We start from the raw sequence: 21,091 nt of genomic DNA on the forward strand, positions 1-21,091 counted from the left end.
GCTCCGATTGCGGCACAAGCCGCCGATATCCGGCAAGACCGAAGCGGGTGCTTCCCCGGGCACGGCGCGAGGAAGGAAATAAACGCCTGTATTTGCTGTGCCGGGGGCATGGACCACGCGAGCGTTTTTCATTTCAACCTGCCTTCGGAAGGCGGGACCGCAGGGAAACCGAGGGTTCCCGCATACTTCCGTCCGCCTCGCAGGCGCAGGCAGAGCCTCAAATGCGACATCTGCCGCTCCCGGCTTTCCGGAAACAGATTAAAACCGAAGCATCTGTTTTCGCCGAGGTTGTAACGGCAATTTTACGCAACTTTTACCAGATAGTCAAATTCTTCGTGCACCCGAACCAAACAGCCCGTTTTTCGGTCTTTCGCCGTCCTCGGCCCTGGAAAGATCGTCCCATCACGGCCCTCTTTCCGGAAGCGGTCGAATCAGATCACGGCACCGCCATTAACCCGCCTTCGGGTTTGCGACCGGCAGCAGACCCGCGTTCAAGACGACTTGATGCGTTTCTCAAAGCGACGGTCGGGCGCCCTCAGCCAGCGGCGAACGCGTTGGATCAGTCGGCGCTTGGCTCTGTGTCCGGCGCTTTCGGCCCAGGGCGTCTGGTTTCGGTAGTCCCAGTAAAGCTCGGTGAAGGGGTGGGTGCATTTGGTGTGCCACGGCTTCTTCGCGTCCATGAAGTGCACGATCGCCGGAAAGCGCGCCGCTTCGAAAGCCTCCTTCTCGCTATAGGCCGGCTCCAGAGCGTTTGAGCGATAGATGCGGGTACCGGCATTCCAGGCCAGCGGCAATTCCTTGGTGTCGTTGCAAAACAGGATGTTGAGAATGTCCTGGTCCTGCGAGATGATATAGGGACCCTGACGACGAAAGATTTCGAGGATCGCCTCGGCGAGCGGCATTTCGCGAAAGCGCGCGACGTCAAACACCATGACCCCGGCATTGAAATAGCGATGCGCCGCGTCAAGCCTCAGGCGGCGGGCCTGGGGCAGGCCGGCATCATCGGGCGCGCCGGCAACGGGATGGCCTTCCAGGTCGATCGCCCAGAGCTTTTCAACAGGCTCGATGACGACGGTATCGGCGTCAAGATAGATCACCTTTTCCACGTCGGGCGGAAGATAGTGATGCATGACCAGACGGTAATAGGTGGCGATCGAAATATAATCACGGTTGAGCGGCAACCAGCGCAAGTCCCGGTCATCGATGTCGATGAAATCGATGCGCCCGCCCGCGCCTTTGACGAGCCCTTCAAGCCGTTCGCGGTTGCCTGCCGAAATAGTGTGTCCGTTCAGGACAAGAAAACGCAGGCGCGAGGGCGTTGTGCTGGTCTTGAGGGCCGAGAGCATGGTGACGGCGGCATGCGGCAAATAGTAATCGTCCACCGCGAGCGCGACATTGATGTCATCATCGGCGCCGCCGTCCCCCCGATCGGCGACCCGCGTCCGATCACGTTTTTGCCGCGCTTCGAGAAGGACCTGTTGAGGGGAGACCGGCGGGCGCGGCCTGATGCCCCAGGTCAGCGGAAGTTCCCGCGCCCTGGCCCCGTGAACGGATTTCGCATAGGCAACATAGGCACAGGTCAGATATTCAGCCAGGAACCCGCCGAGGCGAGACTGGTAGGAATCATAGCCGGAGACGTCGATCCTCTGCTGTGCCGCCTCGAGCATGTCGATCAGGAAATCGGCATACTCCAGAAAAAACGGTCGACGCATCACCGAGATCGAATTGAAGAACAGCTTTCGTCCGGTAAGGATCTGTACGAGATAGGGATAGATGTGCGGCGCACGCTCCTTGACGATATCCTCCAGCACGGCCATGTCCCTCGCATGGTGCTGATGCGCGAAGAAGTCCGAAGCGGTCATAACCAAATCCGGCAGGCCCGGAAGATAGAGCGGTCGCGCCGGCGGCGTCAGGATATCCGCGCTCTCACAGGCTTTTTCGATCAGGTCGTCGCGCCACCCGTATTTCTCATAGGTTTCATCGGAAATCTCTTCGAATGACAGGCCGCGCGGCTTCTTTCCGGCAAAGGCAAGGAGCCTGCGATAATGCATCTGGCCGTAATATTCGGCCTCCACATTGTGGCGCATCCAGTAAAGCGCGGTCAGTTCGCTCCAGAACAGGTTGTCGTGCGAATTGTTCTTGCCGGTATCATCCCCGATCGCGCCCTCGACATGAAACCGCCCGAGCGCCCGGCCGGCCTGGATCGGGTTCAGATATGCGGTCTTCACCAGCGGTGCCGGTTTGAAATAGACGACCGAGATGAAGATTTTCGTGGAGATCATGCGTTGGTCTGGCCATGGTTTCAGCGAAGCGGCTCGCCCGGACCACGATCCGGTCCCGGCATCCGGCGACGAAGGCTCATGTCCTGACAAACACATCAAAACTCAGCGGAAGATAGCCCGGCCCCCCTGTTCTGAGAACCCCCTTAATCCAGCCGCGCACGGTTTGAGGCTCGCAAGATCCAAAGGGATGACACCGGAGCAAGGAAACCGCCGCCCGACCCTGTTCCAGGCCGAACGGCGGCATCGAGTATTTCGCCGTCAGATGGAAACATCCAACGTCCGCGAAAAGACGTCAAAACAGATAGATAGTATTGATTTTCCTTGCGAGCTTACGCTGCGCGGCGATCATGGCGGCCTTCCTCGACCTCCTCGACGATCTTGGCGACAAAGGCTTCGAGGTCCTTCGGCGAACGCGAGGTGATGATGCCGTTATCAGTGACGCATTCGCTGTCCACCCAATTGGCGCCCGCATTTTTCATGTCGGTCCGGATGGAGTGGTAGGACGTGGCGTCGCGGCCTTTCAGAACATCGGCCTCCACCAGAAGCCAGGGGCCGTGGCAGATGGCGGCGACAATGCGTCCCGACGACACGAATTCCTTGACGATCGAAACGGCTTTCTCCGAGGTGCGCAGCACATCCGGATTGATCTGGCCACCGGGCAGCACGATCGCGTCATAATCGGAGACCGAGACGTCTTCGAGCGCGCGTTCAGCTTCGACGCTGTCGCCCCAGTCCTTTTCGTCCCAACTCTTGATCGGGCCTTTTTCCAGTGAGGCAATTGTCACCGAAGCACCGCGCTTTTTGAGTTCGTCCAGCGGCACGCGCAGTTCCGAACGTTCATATCCATGGGTGGCCATGATCAGAATCTTGGACTGATGAATACCAGGCATCGCATCCTCCTGTCGATTTTCTTGGTTTTGGCTCTCAGCGAAAGCGCTTCGCTGCTGCCTTCCTGAAAGAAACGCAAAGCCCGACCATCGCGTTCCTTCGACCGGAGAAAGATTGCAGAACCGCTGCGCTCGAAAAGCGGCAACCGCCGGAACGGTAGGGAATAACAAGCGGCGTCTCGAAACAAGACTTCAGCTCAGTGCGACAAAGGGGCTGTTCTCAATGGAGTACTCGGCGGCAAGCGGCAGGGCCGCCGCCCCCACGGCCTTGGCCAGGCTTCCCCAGCGCCCGGCCTCGACCGATGGCTTCGAGATGCCCTGCAGGTCCATCGTCTCGATTTCCGTCCTGATCGCGTCTATCAGGGTCGCGCGCACATGCTCGGGAAACGCGCCGTCCACGACGACGGCTTCAAAGTCGATGATAGACAGAGACGAGACCGTGGCGGCCGCAAGGCCCTTCGCCGTGGCGCTCACCCATGCCTCCACCTCCCCGGGGAACGCATCCCAGCTTGCAGGCCTGTGCCAGATACAATGCGGATCCGCACCGGTTTCGGCAATCGCCCGTTCGAGCACGAAAACCGACGTCTGGTCCATCAGGCGGTCCTTGCCGGCAACGCCGCCCGGTATACGCAGCGGACCAAAACCGCCGGCATTGCCGGTGCGCCCCGAGAACACGCTGCCATTGAGCACAATGCCGCCGCCAATCAGCGTTCCGACGAAGAAATAGACGAAATCATGCTTGTCGGCATGCGGCCCGAACATCAGTTCCGCGCGACAGGCAGCGGTTCCGTCATTCTCGATCATCACCCGCCACGCCCCCAAGGCGGCGAGCGCCTCGGCGATGTCAAAGGTCCGCCACGCATTCATTTCGGCCGCCGGCGCGCCAACCTCGTCCGTCCAGCTCCAGAGCTCGCCCGGCATGGCGACGCCGAAGCCGGCGATATCTTTCTTCCTGACCTTGGCCTGCCCGAGAAGCGTTTCGATGGCCGCGCGCACAAACCCGATGCAGGCTTCAGGCGTCGGATAGTCGTGAAAAACGCTCTCGCTAGCGCGAATTTCACCGGCGAAATCAATGATCACGAGATCGAAGCTGCGCCTGCCGACCTTCAGTCCAAAATAGAATTTCGCATCCGGATTGATGCTCGCCGGAATGGAAGGTTGGCCCATTTTTCCGCGCGCCGGCTCGCCCTTCAACAGCAGGTTTTCAGCCTCCAGGCTGCGGAAAATATTCGAGATGGCGTTCGGCGAAAGCGTGGTCGCGCGCGTTGCCTCGGCCTTGGTGAGTTGGCCGTGCCGGCGAATAAGCTGCAGAACGAGGCGCTCATTATAGTGGCGGACGACAATCTGATTCGAGCCTCGCCGCTTGGGCGAAGCACCTGATTCCTCTTGATTTTGCCGTTCCATCGTGTCGCGTATCACTGTTTCTGGGCGCTGGTTGGATATTCATTTCTATGGTGTGGCTTTCCTTATGACAAGGCGCGCGGGCCAAGAAGGGCACAGCTCACGACTAATAACTTCATGATGAAATAGTCTTGACATCGATGATGCGATGCGCTTTCTTGGACCCCGAGGAATGCAATTGAAGCGTGCACAATGGGGGAGGACCATTCACGTATCGCACGGCCTGCGCGCCGGGTTCGACACCGTGAATACTCAACACAATCATGAAAAAGATCGATCCGACATACCCTCAGGGAGCGCGGCCGCCCGAACTGCCGCCATTGATCGAACTCAGGGGCGTCTCCAAGGTCTTTGGCGGCACGGTCGCCGTCAGTGATGTAACGCTGGATGTGCGACCGGCGGAGGTTCTGGCCCTGCTTGGCGAAAACGGCGCAGGCAAGAGCACCTGCGTCAAGATGATGTGCGGCGTCCACAAGCCGACGGCGGGTGACATCATCGTCGCGGGCAAAGTGCAGAACTGGCATTCGCCGCTTGACGCGCAGCATGCAGGCATTGCCGTCGTGCACCAGCATCCGGGCCTCTTCCCCGATCTCTCAATCGTCGAGAACATCTATTTCGGCCGCTATCCGACCAATGCCGTCGGCCTGCTCGACCGCAAGGCCATGCACCGGCGGGTCGTCGAGCTTCTGGACATGGTGGGTCTGGCCGCCAGTCCGGATGCCCTCCTGAAGTCACTGAGCATTTCCGAACAACAGCTCGTCGAAATCGCCAAGGCGCTTTCCACCGATGCCGACGTGCTCATCCTTGACGAGCCGACGGCGTCGCTCTCCCATCGCGAAGTCGAGAAGCTGTTCGCGGTGGTGCGCAAGCTGAAGGCGCGCGGGGTCGGCATCGTCTTTGTCGGCCACCGCATGGATGAGGTCTTCCACATCTCCGACCGCATCTCCGTTCTGCGCGACGGCGCGCTCGTGCGCACGGCGGATGCGTCGGAGCTTTCGCGCCAGCAGGCCATCAACCTGATGGCGGGGCGCGAACTGCAGGCCTCCTTCCCGCAGCGCAAGCACGATCTCGGCCCTGAAATCCTGAGCGTCGAGAACCTCGGCGTCGACGCGGAGTTCGAGGATATCTCGCTCAGCGTCCGCGCCGGCGAAATCATGGGGATCGGCGGGCTGGTCGGCAGCGGTCGAACGGAGTTCGCCACCACGATATTCGGCGTGAAGCATCCGAGCCGCGGCTCGATCCGCATTGACGGCAAGACCGTCGACATCCGCTCGCCGCAGCAGGCGATGAAACACGGCATTGCCTATGTCTCGGAGGACCGCCACGCCAAATCGCTGATCATGGACTTCCCGATCCGGGTCAACGCATCGCTGACCGTGCTGCAGAACTGCACGCATCACGGCCTTCTGCGACCGGCGCGCGAAGTCAATTACGTGAAGGAATATCTGCAGCGGCTGAAACTGCGTTTCGCCTCCTATGAACAGGAAATCTCCGGCCTTTCCGGCGGCAATCAGCAAAAGGTCGTGTTGTCGAAATGGCTGGCGACGAAACCGCGCATCCTGATCCTCGACGAACCGACCCAGGGCATTGACGTCGAGAGCAAGGCCGAGGTTCATGCCATCATCGCCGATCTCGCCAGGTCCGGCATGGCGATCGTCCTGATCTCCTCCGAACTGCCGGAACTGATCGGCATGTGCGATCGCATCACGGTGCTGCGCGAGGGGCGGCAGACGGCGACCTTTGAGGATAAAAACGTCGATCCGACCGAAGTGCTGAAGGCGGCGACCGAGACGACGGCGAAGGCGGAATTCAAACCCGCCGACCACGACGCAGCCTCCGGCCCGGATGAATCAGGCGCGGAGAGCAAAGCCAAATCGGTCCTGCGACAGTCTTTCGAGCAGGTGTTCATGCGCCGCGAGATTGGCCTTGTGGTCGCCATTCTCGCCGTCGTCATTCCGGTTTCGATCATCAACCCGCGCATGCTGAGCTTTACCAATCTGCAATCGCTTTCGATGGACGCGGGCCTTCTTGGTTTCGTCGCTCTTGGCGAAATGCTGGTGATCCTCACCCGCAATATCGATCTCTCCGTTGCGTCCGTCATCGGGCTTACGGCCTATGCCGCAGCGCTGCTGATGTCGACCCACCCCGAACTTCCGGCGCTCGCGGGCCTTGGCTTTGCCGTCCTGATCGGCGGCGGCCTCGGCACGATCAACGGTCTGATCGTCGGCTATGGCCGGGTGCCCTCCATCGTTGCGACGCTCGGCACAATGTCGGTCTATCGCGGGCTCCTGAGCCTTTGGGCCAATGGCGACCAGATCAGCGCCGATGAAGTGCCGCAACACTGGCTCGATCTTGCCGGCCAGCGTCTGCTTGGCCTGCCGGGCATTGTCGTGGCCTCCCTCGTCACGCTGGCGATTGCCGGCTTTCTCTTGCAGCGGACCCGCTTCGGCCGCGAGATCTATGGCGTCGGCTCCAATCCGGAAGCGGCGGACACCATCGGCGTGCCCTCGGCAAGGCGCATTCTGGCGGCCTTCGCCATCGCCGGCGCGCTCGCCGGGGTCATGGGCGCGCTCTGGGCCTCGCGCTACGCCACGGTCGATGCCCGCGTCGCCTTCGGCTACGAGCTGACGGTAATCGCCTCCGTTGTCGTCGGCGGCGTCGCCATTCGCGGCGGCTCGGGCACCGTGCTTGGCATCATCCTCGGCGTGGTCACGCTGCTGGTCATCCGCAACGGCCTGAGCCTGGTCCGTGTCAACCCGCTCTGGCTGCAGGGCGTCTACGGCCTCGTCATTCTGGCCGCCATTACCATCGACGCGAAAATCGCCGCCCGCAGCGAGCGCGCGCTCAAACGGAGGATGATGTGATGAAACTGCCGCTCTGGCTATCCGTCTGGGACGTGTTCATCTGCGCCGTCGCCGCGCTTGCCACCCTTTACGGCCTTGTTTTCGTGCATAATTTCGGCACGCCGTTCAACATCTCCCAGCTGATCGCGGGCGGTTCGGAACGCGCGCTTCTGGTATTGCCGATCATGTTGCTGCTGATCACCCGCGACATCGACCTTTCGGTTGCCAGCACGCTGGCGCTGACCAGCGTCCTCCTGGGCCTCAGCCTTGAAGCGGGACTGGCCCTGCCCGCGGCAATCGCCATTGCCCTCGTCTCCGGCGCGCTGCTCGGCGCTTTCAACGGCATGATGACGACGCTGTTCGGCCTGCCGTCATTGGTGGTGACGCTTGGCACCATGGCGCTTTTCCGCGGCATCGGCTACGTGCTCCTGGGCACGGGTTCTGTGAATATCCTGCCCGAAGCGCTGACAAATTTCGGCTTTCTCAATGTCGGAAGCCTGCCCATACCGCGCACTATCCTGCCCTTTGCGATCATTCTGCCGGTCTTCGCCGTTGTCCTGCACGCGACCCCGCTCGGACGACGCATCTTCGCCATCGGCGGAAATCCCGACACGGCCAAATTCTCCGGCATTGCGGTCGATCGCATTCGTTTCTGGCTGTTCGTCTTCTCAGGCGTCATGTGCGCCATTGCCGGCATCGTTTACACCGCCCGCCTCGCCAATGCCCGCGCCAACAACGCCTTCGGCATGGAGCTCGACGTCATAACCATCGCCATGCTCGGGGGCGTCAGCGTCTTCGGCGGCAAGGGCGGCGTGGCAGGGGTTTTCGGCTCGCTTTGCCTGGTGACGCTGATCCGCAACCTGCTCGGCATCAGCGGCGTCGGCGGCGATGCGCAGAGCACGGTCGTCGGCATGCTGCTGATCATCGCGCTGCTGGCCGGGAATTTTTCATCAGCGATTTCGGCACGTCTGAAACAGCTGACACGACAAGGACCTGTTGCGACGCAATGAGCGCGCAGCAAAACAGGCCAGCCTGACTGGCTATAACACTGGAGGAGAGAAGAAATGCCTGTAAAATCATTGCTCGCAACGGTCTGCGGCCTTGCAATGCTCACGGCCGGGGCGGCCGCGGCTGCCGATTGCGCCGACGGCCCGGTCACGGTCGGCTTCCTGCCCAAGCTTGATACCGATCCCTATTTCCAGGTCGCCGGCAAGGGCGCCGAGGAAGCCCAGGCCGAGATCGGCGGCAAGGTCATCCAGGCAGCACCCAGCCAGGCGACGGCCGAAGCCCAGATCGAGTTCATCAACAATCTCGTCTCGCAGGGCGTCGATGTCATCGCGATTTCCGGCAATGACGCCAATGCGGTCGCGCCCGCGCTGAAGCGCGCCGCCGCAAACGGCGTGAAGGTCATCTCCTACGATTCCGACGTCGCGGAAAGCGCCCGCACGCTGTTCATCAACCAGGCGCTCGGCTCAAGCCTTGCCTCGATGATGCTGCAATCCATGTCCGAGATGATCGGCGGCGAGGGTGAATTCGCGATCCTGTCGTCGACGCCGACGGCGACCAACCAGAACGCATGGATTGCCCAGATGAAGGAGGAGATGGCCAGCAACCCGGATTACAAGGGCCTGGAACTGGTGCAGATTTCCTATGGCGAGGAAAGCGAGCAGATCAACCAGCAGCAGACCATTGCGCTCGCCCAGGCCTATCCCGATCTCAAGGGTATCATCGTGCCTGCCGGCATCGGTCTTCCCGCGGCGGCGCGCGCGCTTGAGGAAGCAGGGCTTACCGGCAAGATCAAGCTCACCGGCCTCGCCCCCGCCTCGCTCATCCGCAAATATGTGGCCGATGGCGATGCGCAGGACATCTGGTGGAACGTCTCCGACCTCGGTTACTTGACCTACTATGCCGCCCAGGCGCTGGCACAGTGCAAGGTCAGCGGCGAAGCCGGCGAAACCTTCGAGGCGGGACGCCTCGGCACCTACACTGTCGGCGATGCCGGCGAAGTGGTGCTTGGCCCGGCCAAGATCGTTACGCCGGACAATCTGGATGAGTTCAAGTTCTGATCCGCAGAGACCTGACGCTCGCGCTTTGTGCGTCCGAATGGATGCACGGCGTTCCAATAATCTGCGTGGCGGAAAGCCGCCACGCTCTTGACGCCTGCGATCGCAGATGCTGCATCTGCTCCATGAAACACTGATATCGAACAGGAGGTCGCGTCTTCCTGCGTTTTCAAACGCCGCAACGCACCACAGCAATCATGAACGCGACCACACAGAAAGAGCACCGCTTCGACAGGGTTTTCGACGCTATTCACGAGGCCGCCGAGGGAAAAGACAGGCTGATCGTTGCCATTGCCGGCGCGCCCGGCAGCGGAAAATCAACATTGAGCGACCGCCTCTGCCAGAGGCTGAATGCCGGCGCGGCGGACGGCGACCTCGCAGCCGTCGTGCCGATGGACGGTTTCCACCTTGATGATGGCGTATTGCGCGAACAGGGGACGCTGGCCAGAAAAGGCGCGCCCTTCACCTTTGACGTCGGCGGGCTGAACTCCATTCTTTCCCGCCTGAAGGCCAACCGGGAGGACGCGGTCGCCGTTCCGCTGTTCGACCGGGATCTCGAAATCGCGCGGGCGGGCGCGCGCATCATCCCCAAGAGCCGGAAGATCATTCTTGTCGAGGGCAATTACCTGCTTCTGGACCTGCCGCCCTGGTCGGGCCTGAAGCGATATTTCGACCTTTCCGTGGCCCTGTCCGTTCCCTTTTCAACGCTTGAGACACGCCTCATCGCGCGCTGGACGGAGCAGGGCTTCTCCCAGGGCGAGGCCCGCCGCCGCGCCCGCGAAAACGACCTGGTGAACGCCGGCCTCGTCCAGGAAAAGGGGCTGGACGCGACCTTGGTCATCGAGGCTGAAGAAGCATAGGGCGCCCCCGGAAGCCGGGAACGGACAAAAGAGCGCATCGCGTCACACCGGCCGCCCGCTGCCGCCGGTCTCGCCGCCAAAGCGCAGATGCGCCAAACGGGGTACTCGAACGGGAAACCGCCAAGACGGGACCGGAATGGAAAAGATGAAGCGCTTCATCCGTGCGATCGACATCGGCGGGGATGCGGTCACTATGGCGGAAATACGAGCATCGGGTGAAAAAGTGGAATCCGATTTTTCGGTAACCCGATGCGCATAACAAAGATATGGATCGCAGGGCGATTCAGATTAACCACCCGGGGATCCACGAAAAATAGAGGTATCCTCCCGTTTATTCGCAGCGCTCTCGGACAAACAATGTCAGCGGATCAGCAGCCTCGATTCGGTATTCTTGCCAACGATTATCCTGTCGCAACAACGCCCTGACTTGATCGTTATATACAGCGCCCGGCAAGTGTTGGTTGAGAGAGTCGCGTAAGCCTGCCTCATTTGGCAATAGAACAAAATTGGCCTTCTCGATCTCCTGCTCCATTGTCTCCCATTCCCGCACAAAAAACAGCCAATCTAGGGCAAGGCGCAACCGGTCTTTCTTCGCCACCTCAAGCGCCACGGTTTGGGCCGTAACCGGCTGAGAACCTACTACGGCAAAGCGATACATGGGCGCGCCGCAGAGAGGTGTCGCTGAGGCACTCTGCACAACGATGTCCGAGATCTGTTCCACCATCGCTGCCGTATCCTTGCGATATAACCCCTGATTATAGGTATGTGCCGGCTCGAGAAACAATACCGCCAAAAGAGCGATTGCCGCGGAACCCCGAAAAGACTGACGAGGGAACATCGAAAGCAGCCTGCTTAGCGCGACTACCGAACTGATGACAAAAGGAAAGAAGAAAAAGCTGCCCTGGTAGACTGTCTTCTCCGCCGAATTGGTCATCCCGATAAAAATCAGCAATGTCCAGGCATAATAGGCAAGGGAGCGGATATCGCTTCTCTTGGTCGCCAATGACGCCGCAATATCGATCAGGATTAACGCGACGCCGACATAAAAAAGGTTGCCAAGTCCGACCGAGCCCCCCGGTCCGGTTGCATAGTAACTCAGGTGGAACCAGCGGTCACCGGGAGTGAACCAGATATCTCTGTTAGAAACCAGGGCTTGGTGGACATAGGCATATGTCTGGCCTCCCCAGATATATGCGACAGGCACTAGAATGACGAAGGCGGCCGCCACCGTGATGGCTGCTCCAGAGACGGCTTTTGACCTCGCCTCGCTTTGAAGCGCGACGCCGGCGACAAGTGCAAAACCAAGCATCGGAACGGTAATCACGACGGCGCTGAGTTTGATGATCATGGAGAATGCGCAGAGCAGACCCACCAACGCCGCCGCGCGATGATCACGCTTCGCACCCTCCCTGACCAAAAGCACATAGCCGGAAAATGCGAAGAAAAGACCCGCGATCATGTCGGGTCTCAACTCGGATATGATCGCCCCGGCGACTGGAACGAACATTGCGGCAATCGCGAGCAGCGTCGCCGCCCGGTCGTCAATTCTGTCACCCGCGACACTGAACATCATCAGGGCAAAGGCCGAGAGCCCCCAGATATTCATGATGTAAGGCCCGACATTGCTCGGACCGAAAAACCAATAGCCAAGGACGACCGTCAGGGCTTCAACCGGCGCGTGCGGCGGGTACTGAACAAAACTCTCCGCCAGCGACCAAAGGGAGCGCACACCGTCCAACATGAAGCGGTAGTAGCCATCCATCAAATAGCCGCTATCGTCATACGTTGGAGGCGCGGACAGGGCCCCTACGTTCACTGTGAGCGAAATGTTCAGTGCCGTAAATGTGACTACGGCGACCGTCAGTATGGCCAAATTTTCAGATTTCGAGCGCATTCGTCCCCAGCTAATTTCGTTCACGATACAACGATCTCAGAGGCTTGCGGTTGCTACAACAGAATTGCGCCTTTGGCGACTGCGCCCGACAATCGGTTTCGATTCAGCCAGCTATCGGATCGCGATCTCTTCGAGCGCGATTGCCAGTTCGCGTTGGTCCGGTCCGCCGGGCCTTCGGGCGTCTGGCAAATCGAAGGCGAGCGTGTTGAGACCATCAACCAGCAGTTTCTTGTCGAAGCGTATGTTCAGATCCAATCCCTCTCGCTCGAAAACCTCACCAGAATAGATTTCATTATTATTTAGGTATACTGATATTCTCTGGCGATCGAATACTATTCCGTGAATGTAAATCTCACCGTCAAATTTACTTTTTTCACCCACAATGAATTTTATCTCGGCATATTTCCCGTCGCTCCATCGATGCTCTGATTCCGGATTCGACCAGCCTCTGTAGTAACCGATATCGGAATTCCTATGATTGTAATATTTATCCGGATCGATTGCTTCTATTTTCTCTAATTGCTTAGGATTTATGCTGACATCTTTTGCAATATAATATCTGTAATAAGGATCGCTTACGTTCGGATGTAATAATAAATAAAGCATAAACAGGTAGAATGCAGCGATCAAAGAAATAATGAATCTATATGCATAAGTCATATTACCCATCCTCGCCCAGTGAACCAAGCCGTGTAGATGGCGAGCTGCATGATGACGGATCCTGTCAGGAACAGAATCCATATCTTCCGATTTGTGCAAGCGCAGGCGATCGCAAGCAGAACCGGCGCCTGCCAGAAAATATAGCGTGGCATCGACCATAAGCCTGTCGAGAGGGGGATGAGCGTGCACAGAACCGAGAAGATCGCGAGTTCCACATGCCGCTTGTAGATGAGGAAAGCCGGAACTATGAGAGCCGCCGCACTCATAAGTGCGAGGTATTTGCCATAGGCATCGCCGGACAGGCCATCCCCAATGCGGGCGAAGGGATTTCCGGGAGATCGGTCCCAAGCCCTTTGGATGTGGGAGAAAGCGAAGGCATCGCCGGTGTGACGGTAGAGAAAGAACATATAGAGCGACAGTCCCAAAGGGATAAGAATACCCCCCAAAACCAGAGGTTCAGGCCTGAAGCGTCGTTCCGGGTGCCTCCAGTCTTCGACCAGTTTTCTGATCGCCACATAAAGATATGCGATCAATGCGAAATTTCCGGCCAGGCGAACCGCAGAAAGGATGCCGCCCACAACGCCGGAAAGGACGAAACGTTCTTGCTTGAGGTTGTAGAAAAATGCGGAAGTAAAGAAAAGAAAACAGGATTCCGTGTATCCCACGTTTCCGTAGATGGCAAATGGATTGAGCGCGACCACCGAAGCGGAGACCATCAAAGGAATAGCCGGGAAATATACGCGCGAAAGTTTCATGAAGTATATAATCGATAAAAGAAAGAAAAATCTGCTTGATATCAGAAGAGCATAAGAGTGCGAGACGTCAAAAACGGAGTATACAAACCGTGCAAATAACGGAAAGACAGGGAAGAAGGCCCAGTTCGCCGCATCCATCCGCTCGTGCGCGTGTGGTTCGAGATCGTAACCTGCCTCAACGATACCCCGATACCATCCGCAGTCCCAGGTGCACATTTCCGAATAGCGAAAACCGGAGAACTTCATGATCAGCAGTTCAAGGACCTGGTTCAGGATGAAGAATCCGACGCCAATCGCGAGAAGTGCGTATTTCTCGTCTGCGAACAAGGTCTTCTTTTTGAATGAAAAAGCAATCACCGGGTCAACCCCTTGAGTATAAGTGCATTATGAGAAGTTGTCCGATCTGATCTGAGAAAGACAGTTGCCAGGCCGGACGGTCGCCCGGCGGGCATATCAAACCACCTTATCGACAATGAAGCGTGGCCGGCGTTTTACCTCCAGATATATCTTGCCCACATATTCGCCGATAATCCCCATGCAGAAAATCTGCAGACCGCCGAGCCAGAGCATCGGCAGCACGGTTGAGGCCCAGCCCGGAACCGTGCTTTTGGAGACGAAGAGACGTTCCATCAAGAACCAGAATGCGAGAAGCATCGAAAGCAGAAATACGGTAATACCCAGGCCAGCCACGAACCGAAGCGGCGCCGCCGAGAAGGAAGTCACGCCGTTGACGGCGAGCGATAGCATTTTCCTCAGCGTGTATTTGGTTTCACCGTGCTCCCGGCTCTGGCGATCATATCTGATGACCTCGGTTTTAAACCCCAGGCTGGGTATGATCCCACGCAGAAACAGATTGGTCTCCTCATGCGCCAGAAGCGCCTTGAGCGCTTTTTGCGACATCAGCCTGAAATCCGCATGATCGGGCACGATCTGCGCGCCCATTAGCTTCATCAGCCCATAATACCCCTTCGCCGTATTCTTCTTGAAAAAGCTGTCCCTTCCGCGCGAGCGGCGAACGCCGAGCGCCAGCTCTGCGCCGGCTTCATGGGCCTTCAGCATCTCGACAATGGCGTTGATATCGTCCTGCAAGTCACTGTCGATCGTCACGACGACATCGGCGTCGGCAACTGAAAGCCCTGCCAGCATGGCGTTCTGGTGACCGTAATTGCGGCTGAGCTTCAAGCCGGTGGCGCCAATCTCCTTCGTAAAATCCTCGATCTGCTGCCATGTCCGATCCGAACTGCCGTCATCGACAAGGATCATCCGGAACCCCGCCAGCGCCAGATCCTCCCGGGACACGAGGTTCGCGAGAAAATCATTCAGGACCGGAATCGTGTGAGGAAGGTTTTCCTCTTCATTATAGCAGGGGATCACAACATCAAGAGAGTAGGGGCTAGCCATCTTTATCGAAAACCCAGAACTTCATTACCAGGAAGAAACCGACATTGTAGGCCACCATCGCGACGAGCTGCGATGCCATTTCCGGCAAATCACTCTGCCGCGTCAGGGCAACAAGGACGATCAAATTAAGGCCATAGGCCAAGGCAAAGCCTATCAGAAAACGATATGCCACTCTCCGGTTGTAGGTCGAATCGAAGGTGAATCGACCATTGAACAGGAAGCTGTTCAGCAGCCCGAAGGCATAGCCGGCGATGTTGCAGGTAACGGGAGCAAAGCCAATATAGCTCAGACCCGCTATTACCGACAGCGTGATGACGGTGTTCATCACGCCCACGAGTCCGTACTTCAGGAATTGCTCTACAACCAGCGGCATCGGCAGGCCCGACCTTCTACAACGTATCGCCCGAGTCTCCTTAAGACGTCTCTGCGTTCATGTCACGCATGTTGTGAAGCGGCTTGAAAAACTAAAAGGCGAAACAGTTGGCGCTCGGCTTCTCTCTTCGGCATCATATCGTTCATACCGGCCACAATGGCCAGAAGCCCGCCGCAAATCAGAACGCCGCCTTGAAATCCAAAGTCACCATGGCAGCGATCATGGGCGAAAAACTTTTTGGCTCGAGCTTTCTCAACAGTCGCCGTCAAAGCCAACAAGATCAAGCAATGGACGGGTCAATCCCTCCCGCGAAAGGGCTGGTGTATCTGGAGTCGAGAACCATTTAGATCACAATCTCTGCAAGCCATCGGCTGCACGCTCGGCCGAACTCGGTTGCACGGAATTCGAAATCGTGGCCATTACTGGCCATAAGACCTCGGAGGCCAAGAAATACAAGCCGAGCAGCCGGCCAGAGCTCCCGTGCTGCCCCCCCCTCAGGCGCATGTCAGCAAAGCACAGCAACGACAAAGGGACAATGCCAAAGCTCAACCGTTAAAAATCACTTCTGTAGATAAATGGTGCCCAGACGCGGATTCGAACCACGGACACGCGGATTTTCAATCCGCTGCTCTACCAACTGAGCTATCTGGGCAGGCGCCTGCTAAGCGATAGCGGGCTGCCTTTGCGGACCGCCGGCCCGCGAATGAGCGCGTTTATAGCATTTTGTTTTTTCAAGTCCAGCGGCAATTTTCCGTTTTTTCAAGAAAATTTCTGGACTTCTTTGAGGCGCCGGAAACGCCGGCCCCTCAGGGCAAAACCGCTGCAGACGCCATCGAAAAGCCGGGCGGGAACGCGGCGTGGCGCCTCCGGCAGGCCTTGCAGGCGCATCACCGCTTGGCATCTGGCGCCGGCCGCGGCCGTATCAGCACGCCGAATGACGCGGGCGCGCGCCTGACAGTTCCTCGGCAAGCAGGATAACCTCTCCGAGCCGGGGATGGGCGAGTTCATAGACCGTTTCGCTGCCCTGCCGGGGCGCCAGGATCAAGCCGTGGGCGAGAAGCGAAGCCATGGCGGCGGCAACCTCGATGATGGAAAGGCCGGTCATCCGGCAGACGTCGAGGCGGCTCAACCCGCCCGCCTCCAGCGCCCTGGCAATCTGCAGACATTCGGTTCTGGCAAGCGCCGCCAGCGCGCAGGCATGAGATACAAGACGCGGATCGGGCTCTTTGCGCTTCGGCAGAAAATGTACTTTTGCGTTTAACTCACGCATGATTAGCCTTTAATATTATTTAATACTAATATAAAACAAGATAGAAACTTCATTTAAAAATAAATTTTCATTGCCTTGCGTAATATAATTCCCGTTTCCGACTAACACAACCGGAAACTTCTTGAAAGCTCTTCTTTTGATGGAAGACCGCGCCGGACACCCGGCTCTGGCGGCGTGCGGACTGGCATCGAAACGCCGAGCGGGCCCTGTCCGCACGATGATGCAGGCAGTCGCGCGCATGTGGCGCCGCAACAAAAACCGGCCGGGAAAGCACGGTTTTGTCCTTGATAGGCGATTGCCAATCGAAACCGACATGCTAACCTTGGCGTGTGGGGAAAGAAGGACAAGAATGACGACAGTTTCTGAGACGCCGCAAAAAACCATGGTCATTTCCAGGCGGCTGCGGGAAAGCATCCGGCTTCATCTGGAAAGCATCTATCCGGAAAAAGATTCCCGCGCGCTGACGCGGCAAGTGCTCGAGGCCTATTGGGGCGATGGCGCCGTCCCGCGCAAGCGCGGCCGCGTGGCCGGCAACAACATGTGGAGCGCCGACAACACCTATGTGATCACCTACGGGAATTCGATCATCGACGGCGAGCACAAGCCGCTTTCGCTGCTGCAGGACTTCGTCACCGAAAACCTGAAAGGCGTCATCAAGGGCGTGCACATCCTGCCCTATTTCCCCTATACCTCCGATGACGGCTTCGCCATCACCGATTATCGCGCAGTCGATTCCGGCCTCGGCGGCTGGGAGGATATCGAACGCATCGGCCGCGAATTCCGGCTGATGTCGGACCTGGTGCTCAATCATTGTTCCAGCCAGAGCAGCTGGTTCAACGAGTTCCGCATGGGCCATGCCCCCTATAAGGATTTTTTCTTCACCGCATCGCCGGAAGACGATCTCTCCTCCGTTGTCAGGCCGCGCGCGCACCCGCTGCTGCGCAAAGTCGAGACTGCGGACGGCGAGAAGCATGTGTGGTGCACCTTCAGCCACGACCAGGTGGATTTCGACTTCTCCAATCCGGAAGTCCTGCTCGAATTCCTGCGCATCATGCGCTTTCATATCAATCACGGCGTGCGCACCATCAGGCTCGATGCCTGCGCCTTCATCTGGAAGGAGGTCGGAACCTCGTGCATCCACTTGCCGCAAACGCACGAGATCATCCGGCTGATGCGGGTGCTGGCCGATTACAGCGAGGAAAGCATCGTTCTCATCACCGAGACGAATGTGCCGAATGTCGAAAACCTCAGCTATTTCGGCAATCGCAACGAAGCGCATATGATCTACAATTTCTCGCTGCCGCCGCTGATCGTGCATGCGCTGATGACGGGGACATCGCAATTCCTCAATGCCTGGCAGATGGCCATGCCGCCGGCGCAGATGGGCTGCGCCTATTTCAACTTCACCGCCTCCCATGACGGGATCGGCCTCAGGCCCGCCGAAAGCCTGCTGTCCGACGAGGCGATCGGTGAGATGGTCGAGACGGTAAAGAGCTTTGGCGGCAGAGTTTCCATGCGCCAGCTCTCCGACGGCTCGATGCGGCCTTACGAGATGAATGTCTCGCTGTTCGACGCGCTGAAGGGCACGGTGAAGGGCGAAGATGAACACAACATCGCCCGCTTCCTCTGCAGCCAGACGATCGCCATGGCGCTGGAAGGCATTCCCGCCTTCTATATCCACTCGCTGCTGGCAACGAGCAACGACTACGAGGGCGTGGAGAAGTCCGGCCATAACCGGGCGATCAACCGCCACCGCTGGAACTATGACGCACTGCAGGAAGCCCTTGCCGACGAGACCACGCAGCACGCCAGAGTGTTCAACGCCATGCGCGAATTGATCGGCATCCGCACCCGGCAACCGGCCTTCCATCCGAACGCCACGCAATTTACCCTGCACCTTGGCGAGAAGCTGTTCGGCTTCTGGCGCCAGAGCGTCGATCGCACCCAGAGCATTTTCGCCATCAACAATGTGACGGACGAAACACTTGAGATCCCGGCCATGGCGCTCAATCTCATCGGCGGCGAACAATGGATCGACCTGATCTCCGGAGAGGCCGTCGGAGACGCCAAGATCAACTTCGCCCCCTATCAGTGCCGTTGGATCACCAACCGCGCCTGAGGGGCCGCGGCGGCCTTGCGGCACAGGACTGACCTAGCCTTGGTTGAGCTATAGACCTTCCCGCAGGCCTTGAGCCATGCTTCGTTTATTTCTGTCGCGAGAATTCGGCCGATTGCCGGTCGGCGGCGGTTGAATCCGTCATAGTTATTTCATATTTTCGTAGATACGTATTATACGCTAGAAAATCTTCCAAGCGCAACCCGAGAAGGACCCGAGATGACCCTGCCCTTTACGCCCGAGCCCGACTTCAAGCCGGAGGTCCACGGCTTCTTCGATCCGGCCACAAACACGATCTCCTACGTCGTGCGCGACCCGGGTTCAGAGGCCTGCGCCGTGATCGACAGCGTCATGGACATCGACTATGCGGCAGGTCGCATCACCCATGAAAGCGCCGACCGGATGATTGCGATGATCCGCGAGAAGGGCTGGCGGCTGGAATGGCTGATCGAAACCCATGTCCATGCCGACCACCTGTCGGCCGCACCCTACATTCAGGAAAAGCTCGGCGGCCGCATCGGCATCGGCGAGAATATCGTCATCGTCCAGGACACGTTCGGCAAGGTGTTCAACGAGGGCACGGAGTTCGAGCGCGACGGCTCGCAATTCGACCGGCTGTTTATCGATGGCGACAGCTACGCAATCGGCGGCATGACCGCGCATGTGATGCACACGCCCGGCCACACGCCCGCCTGCATGACCCATGTGATCGGCGACGCGGCCTTTGTCGGCGATACGCTGTTCATGCCCGATGGCGGCTCCGCGCGCGCCGATTTCCCCGGCGGCGACGCCCGCACGCTCTACCGCTCCACCAAGCGCGTGCTCGAACTGCCGGAGAAAACGCGTCTGTTCATGTGCCATGACTACGGCCCGAATGGCCGCGACATCGCGTGGGAGACCAGCGTTGGCGAGGAACGCCGCCACAACATTCACTTGCATGACGGCATTAGCGAGGACGAATTCGTGGAGATGCGCGAAAAACGCGACGCCACGCTTTCCATGCCGCGGCTGATCCTGCCTTCGCTGCAGGTCAATATGCGCGCCGGCGCCGTGCCGAAGGACAAGGACGGCCGGCTGATGCTGAAAGTGCCGGTCAACGCACTTTAAAGCGCCGACCATCCCATCCGCAACCAGGAAGACACGCATGCATACCCGTGCAATCAACAATAACTATCACGTGACCGGCCAGCTAAAGGCCAAGGACATACCGGAAGCGGCGAAGGCGGGCTTTGCCGCCGTCATCTGCATGCGGCCCGACGGCGAAGGCTTCTTCCAGCCGAAATATGCCGAGATCGAAGCCGCCGCGAAGGACGCCGGCCTTGCCTGCTACTATCTTCCGGTCGGCGGCGGCCACCAGCCGATTATCCAGGCCACGAAGCTGAAGCAGATCCTGAAGGAGAGCAATGGGCCTGTGCTGGCGTTTTGTGCCTCCGGCGGGCGCTGCGCCAGCCTCTACCAGCTTGCCCTGCAGGCCGGCTGATTGCCTCAGCCGCGTCTGGCATAGGCGATGGTTTCGAAACGCGCGGACAGTCCGTCATAGAGAAGAAGCCTGCCGATGAGCGGTTCGCCGGCGCCGGTGACGAGCTTGATCACCTCCATCGCCATCAGCGTGCCGATGACGCCGGTAACGGGGCCGACAATGCCGGCCTCGGCGCAGGAGGGCACGAGACCCTGGGGCGGGCGCTTGGGATAGAGGTCGCGGTAGCGCGGATTGGCCTTGCCGCCCGCTCCGTTCGCATAGGGCTTCAACACCGTCAGGGAACCATCGAAACGGCCGACAGCGCCGGTCACCAGCGGCGTCTCGCCCTGCTCGGCCGCATCGGCAGCCATGTAGCGCGTGTCGAAATTGTCCGAGCCGTCGACGAGAATATCGAAGCCTGAAAGAATCTCGCCAATCATCGCCCCATCCAGCCGTTCGTGAAACCGGCGGCAGACCACATGCGGGTTGATGCGCGCAATCGCCCGCGCGGCGCTTTCCGTCTTCGCCGCGCCGACTGAGCCGGTGTCGTGAATGATCTGTCGCTGCAGGTTGGAGAGGCTGACGCCGTCATCATCGGCAATGCCGAGCGTTCCGATGCCGGCAGCAGCAAGATAGGACAGAACCGGACTGCCGAGCCCGCCGGCACCGATGACCAGCACCCGGGCGCGCTTCATTGCCTGCTGGCCCGCGCCGCCGATCTCCGGCAGCACGATGTGGCGGGCGTAACGTTCGATTTCCTCGGACGAGAAGGCTTCGCTTTCGGTCATGGCCGCCTTTTAACACGGAAAACCGGTGGCATCCTTCAA

General features: G+C 58.9%; 19 protein-coding genes and 1 tRNA gene. 9 read left to right on the forward strand and 11 right to left on the reverse strand.

Annotated features, from left to right (window positions below):
- Nucleotides 1-491: 491 nt before the first annotated feature.
- From FF124_RS00990 to FF124_RS01000, 3 genes are all read right to left on the reverse strand, one after another.
- Nucleotides 492-2,282 (reverse strand): DUF4422 domain-containing protein, encoded by a 1,791-nt coding sequence (locus FF124_RS00990; RefSeq protein WP_187326761.1) that lies wholly within the window; start codon nt 2,280-2,282, stop codon nt 492-494.
- A 329-nt stretch (nt 2,283-2,611) separates the two neighbouring features.
- The gene (locus FF124_RS00995; protein ID WP_138746611.1) at nt 2,612-3,172 is read right to left on the reverse strand and encodes a type 1 glutamine amidotransferase domain-containing protein; all 561 of its coding nucleotides are present in this window, start codon (nt 3,170-3,172) and stop codon (nt 2,612-2,614) included.
- Between the two features lie 189 nt (nt 3,173-3,361).
- Entirely contained in the window at nt 3,362-4,573 is a 1,212-nt protein-coding gene (locus FF124_RS01000; protein WP_138746612.1) for an ROK family transcriptional regulator, read from the reverse strand.
- 260 nt (nt 4,574-4,833) lie between these two features.
- Here FF124_RS01000 and FF124_RS01005 point away from each other — a divergent pair, with 260 nt between their 5' ends.
- The 5 genes from FF124_RS01005 to FF124_RS20885 all read left to right on the forward strand — a co-directional run bounded on the left by FF124_RS01005 (nt 4,834) and on the right by FF124_RS20885 (nt 10,595).
- Nucleotides 4,834-7,434: an ATP-binding cassette domain-containing protein gene (locus tag FF124_RS01005; RefSeq protein WP_138746613.1), complete on the forward strand. Its 2,601-nt coding sequence runs from the start codon at nt 4,834-4,836 to the stop codon at nt 7,432-7,434.
- Nucleotides 7,434-8,423, forward strand: a complete 990-nt coding sequence (locus FF124_RS01010) for an ABC transporter permease (protein ID WP_138746614.1) — start codon at nt 7,434-7,436, stop codon at nt 8,421-8,423. The genes FF124_RS01005 and FF124_RS01010 overlap by 1 nt, the downstream gene beginning before the upstream one ends.
- A gap of 54 nt (nt 8,424-8,477) precedes the next feature.
- Complete coding sequence (locus tag FF124_RS01015; RefSeq protein WP_138746615.1) at nt 8,478-9,479, forward strand: rhamnose ABC transporter substrate-binding protein; 1,002 nt, start codon at nt 8,478-8,480, stop codon at nt 9,477-9,479.
- Nucleotides 9,480-9,673: 194 nt separating this feature from the next.
- The gene (locus tag FF124_RS01020) at nt 9,674-10,336 is read left to right on the forward strand and encodes a nucleoside/nucleotide kinase family protein (RefSeq protein ID WP_138746616.1); all 663 of its coding nucleotides are present in this window, start codon (nt 9,674-9,676) and stop codon (nt 10,334-10,336) included.
- Between the two features lie 136 nt (nt 10,337-10,472).
- Nucleotides 10,473-10,595, forward strand: coding sequence for a hypothetical protein (locus FF124_RS20885; protein ID WP_281285216.1), 123 nt, complete (start codon nt 10,473-10,475; stop codon nt 10,593-10,595).
- A gap of 72 nt (nt 10,596-10,667) precedes the next feature.
- Here FF124_RS20885 and FF124_RS01025 read toward each other — a convergent pair whose 3' ends face one another.
- The 5 genes from FF124_RS01025 to FF124_RS01045 all read right to left on the reverse strand — a co-directional run bounded on the left by FF124_RS01025 (nt 10,668) and on the right by FF124_RS01045 (nt 15,419).
- Nucleotides 10,668-12,254, reverse strand: coding sequence for an ArnT family glycosyltransferase (locus FF124_RS01025; RefSeq protein WP_138746617.1), 1,587 nt, complete (start codon nt 12,252-12,254; stop codon nt 10,668-10,670).
- A gap of 87 nt (nt 12,255-12,341) precedes the next feature.
- Nucleotides 12,342-12,890: a hypothetical protein gene (locus FF124_RS01030; protein ID WP_138746618.1), complete on the reverse strand. Its 549-nt coding sequence runs from the start codon at nt 12,888-12,890 to the stop codon at nt 12,342-12,344.
- Nucleotides 12,887-14,002 (reverse strand): hypothetical protein, encoded by a 1,116-nt coding sequence (locus FF124_RS01035; RefSeq protein ID WP_138746619.1) that lies wholly within the window; start codon nt 14,000-14,002, stop codon nt 12,887-12,889. The genes FF124_RS01030 and FF124_RS01035 overlap by 4 nt, the downstream gene beginning before the upstream one ends.
- 96 nt (nt 14,003-14,098) lie before the next feature.
- Nucleotides 14,099-15,046 (reverse strand): glycosyltransferase family 2 protein, encoded by a 948-nt coding sequence (locus FF124_RS01040; protein ID WP_138746620.1) that lies wholly within the window; start codon nt 15,044-15,046, stop codon nt 14,099-14,101.
- Nucleotides 15,039-15,419 carry a GtrA family protein gene (locus FF124_RS01045; RefSeq protein WP_138746621.1) on the reverse strand — a complete coding sequence of 127 codons (381 nt, stop codon included), beginning with the start codon at nt 15,417-15,419 and terminating at the stop codon, nt 15,039-15,041. The genes FF124_RS01040 and FF124_RS01045 overlap by 8 nt, the downstream gene beginning before the upstream one ends.
- A 107-nt stretch (nt 15,420-15,526) precedes the next feature.
- Between FF124_RS01045 and FF124_RS01050 the strand changes: the two genes are divergently transcribed.
- A complete protein-coding gene (locus tag FF124_RS01050) occupies nt 15,527-15,766 on the forward strand; it encodes a hypothetical protein (protein WP_138746622.1) in 240 nt (79 codons plus the stop codon).
- Nucleotides 15,767-15,995: 229 nt separating this feature from the next.
- Here the strand turns inward: FF124_RS01050 and FF124_RS01055 are convergent.
- Together FF124_RS01055 and FF124_RS01060 are read right to left on the reverse strand one after the other, a co-directional pair.
- Nucleotides 15,996-16,071: transfer RNA gene (locus tag FF124_RS01055), tRNA-Phe, on the reverse strand.
- 270 nt (nt 16,072-16,341) lie between these two features.
- Nucleotides 16,342-16,689, reverse strand: a complete 348-nt coding sequence (locus FF124_RS01060; RefSeq protein ID WP_138746623.1) for a hypothetical protein — start codon at nt 16,687-16,689, stop codon at nt 16,342-16,344.
- 349 nt (nt 16,690-17,038) lie between these two features.
- Here FF124_RS01060 and FF124_RS01065 point away from each other — a divergent pair, with 349 nt between their 5' ends.
- From FF124_RS01065 to FF124_RS01075, 3 genes are all read left to right on the forward strand, one after another.
- Nucleotides 17,039-18,808, forward strand: coding sequence for a sugar phosphorylase (locus FF124_RS01065; protein WP_138746624.1), 1,770 nt, complete (start codon nt 17,039-17,041; stop codon nt 18,806-18,808).
- A gap of 216 nt (nt 18,809-19,024) precedes the next feature.
- On the forward strand, nt 19,025-19,912 hold the full coding sequence (locus FF124_RS01070) for an MBL fold metallo-hydrolase (protein ID WP_138746625.1): 888 nt from the start codon (nt 19,025-19,027) through the stop codon (nt 19,910-19,912).
- A 37-nt stretch (nt 19,913-19,949) separates the two neighbouring features.
- Nucleotides 19,950-20,285 (forward strand): protein tyrosine phosphatase family protein, encoded by a 336-nt coding sequence (locus tag FF124_RS01075; protein ID WP_138746626.1) that lies wholly within the window; start codon nt 19,950-19,952, stop codon nt 20,283-20,285.
- A 5-nt stretch (nt 20,286-20,290) separates the two neighbouring features.
- Here FF124_RS01075 and FF124_RS01080 read toward each other — a convergent pair whose 3' ends face one another.
- The gene (locus FF124_RS01080) at nt 20,291-21,052 is read right to left on the reverse strand and encodes a molybdopterin-synthase adenylyltransferase MoeB (protein WP_138746627.1); all 762 of its coding nucleotides are present in this window, start codon (nt 21,050-21,052) and stop codon (nt 20,291-20,293) included.
- Nucleotides 21,053-21,091 lie beyond the last annotated feature (39 nt).

Origin of the sequence: Martelella lutilitoris, assembly GCF_005924265.1 — a bacterium.
In the GTDB taxonomy this organism is placed as follows: Bacteria; Pseudomonadota; Alphaproteobacteria; order Rhizobiales; family Rhizobiaceae; genus Martelella; species Martelella lutilitoris.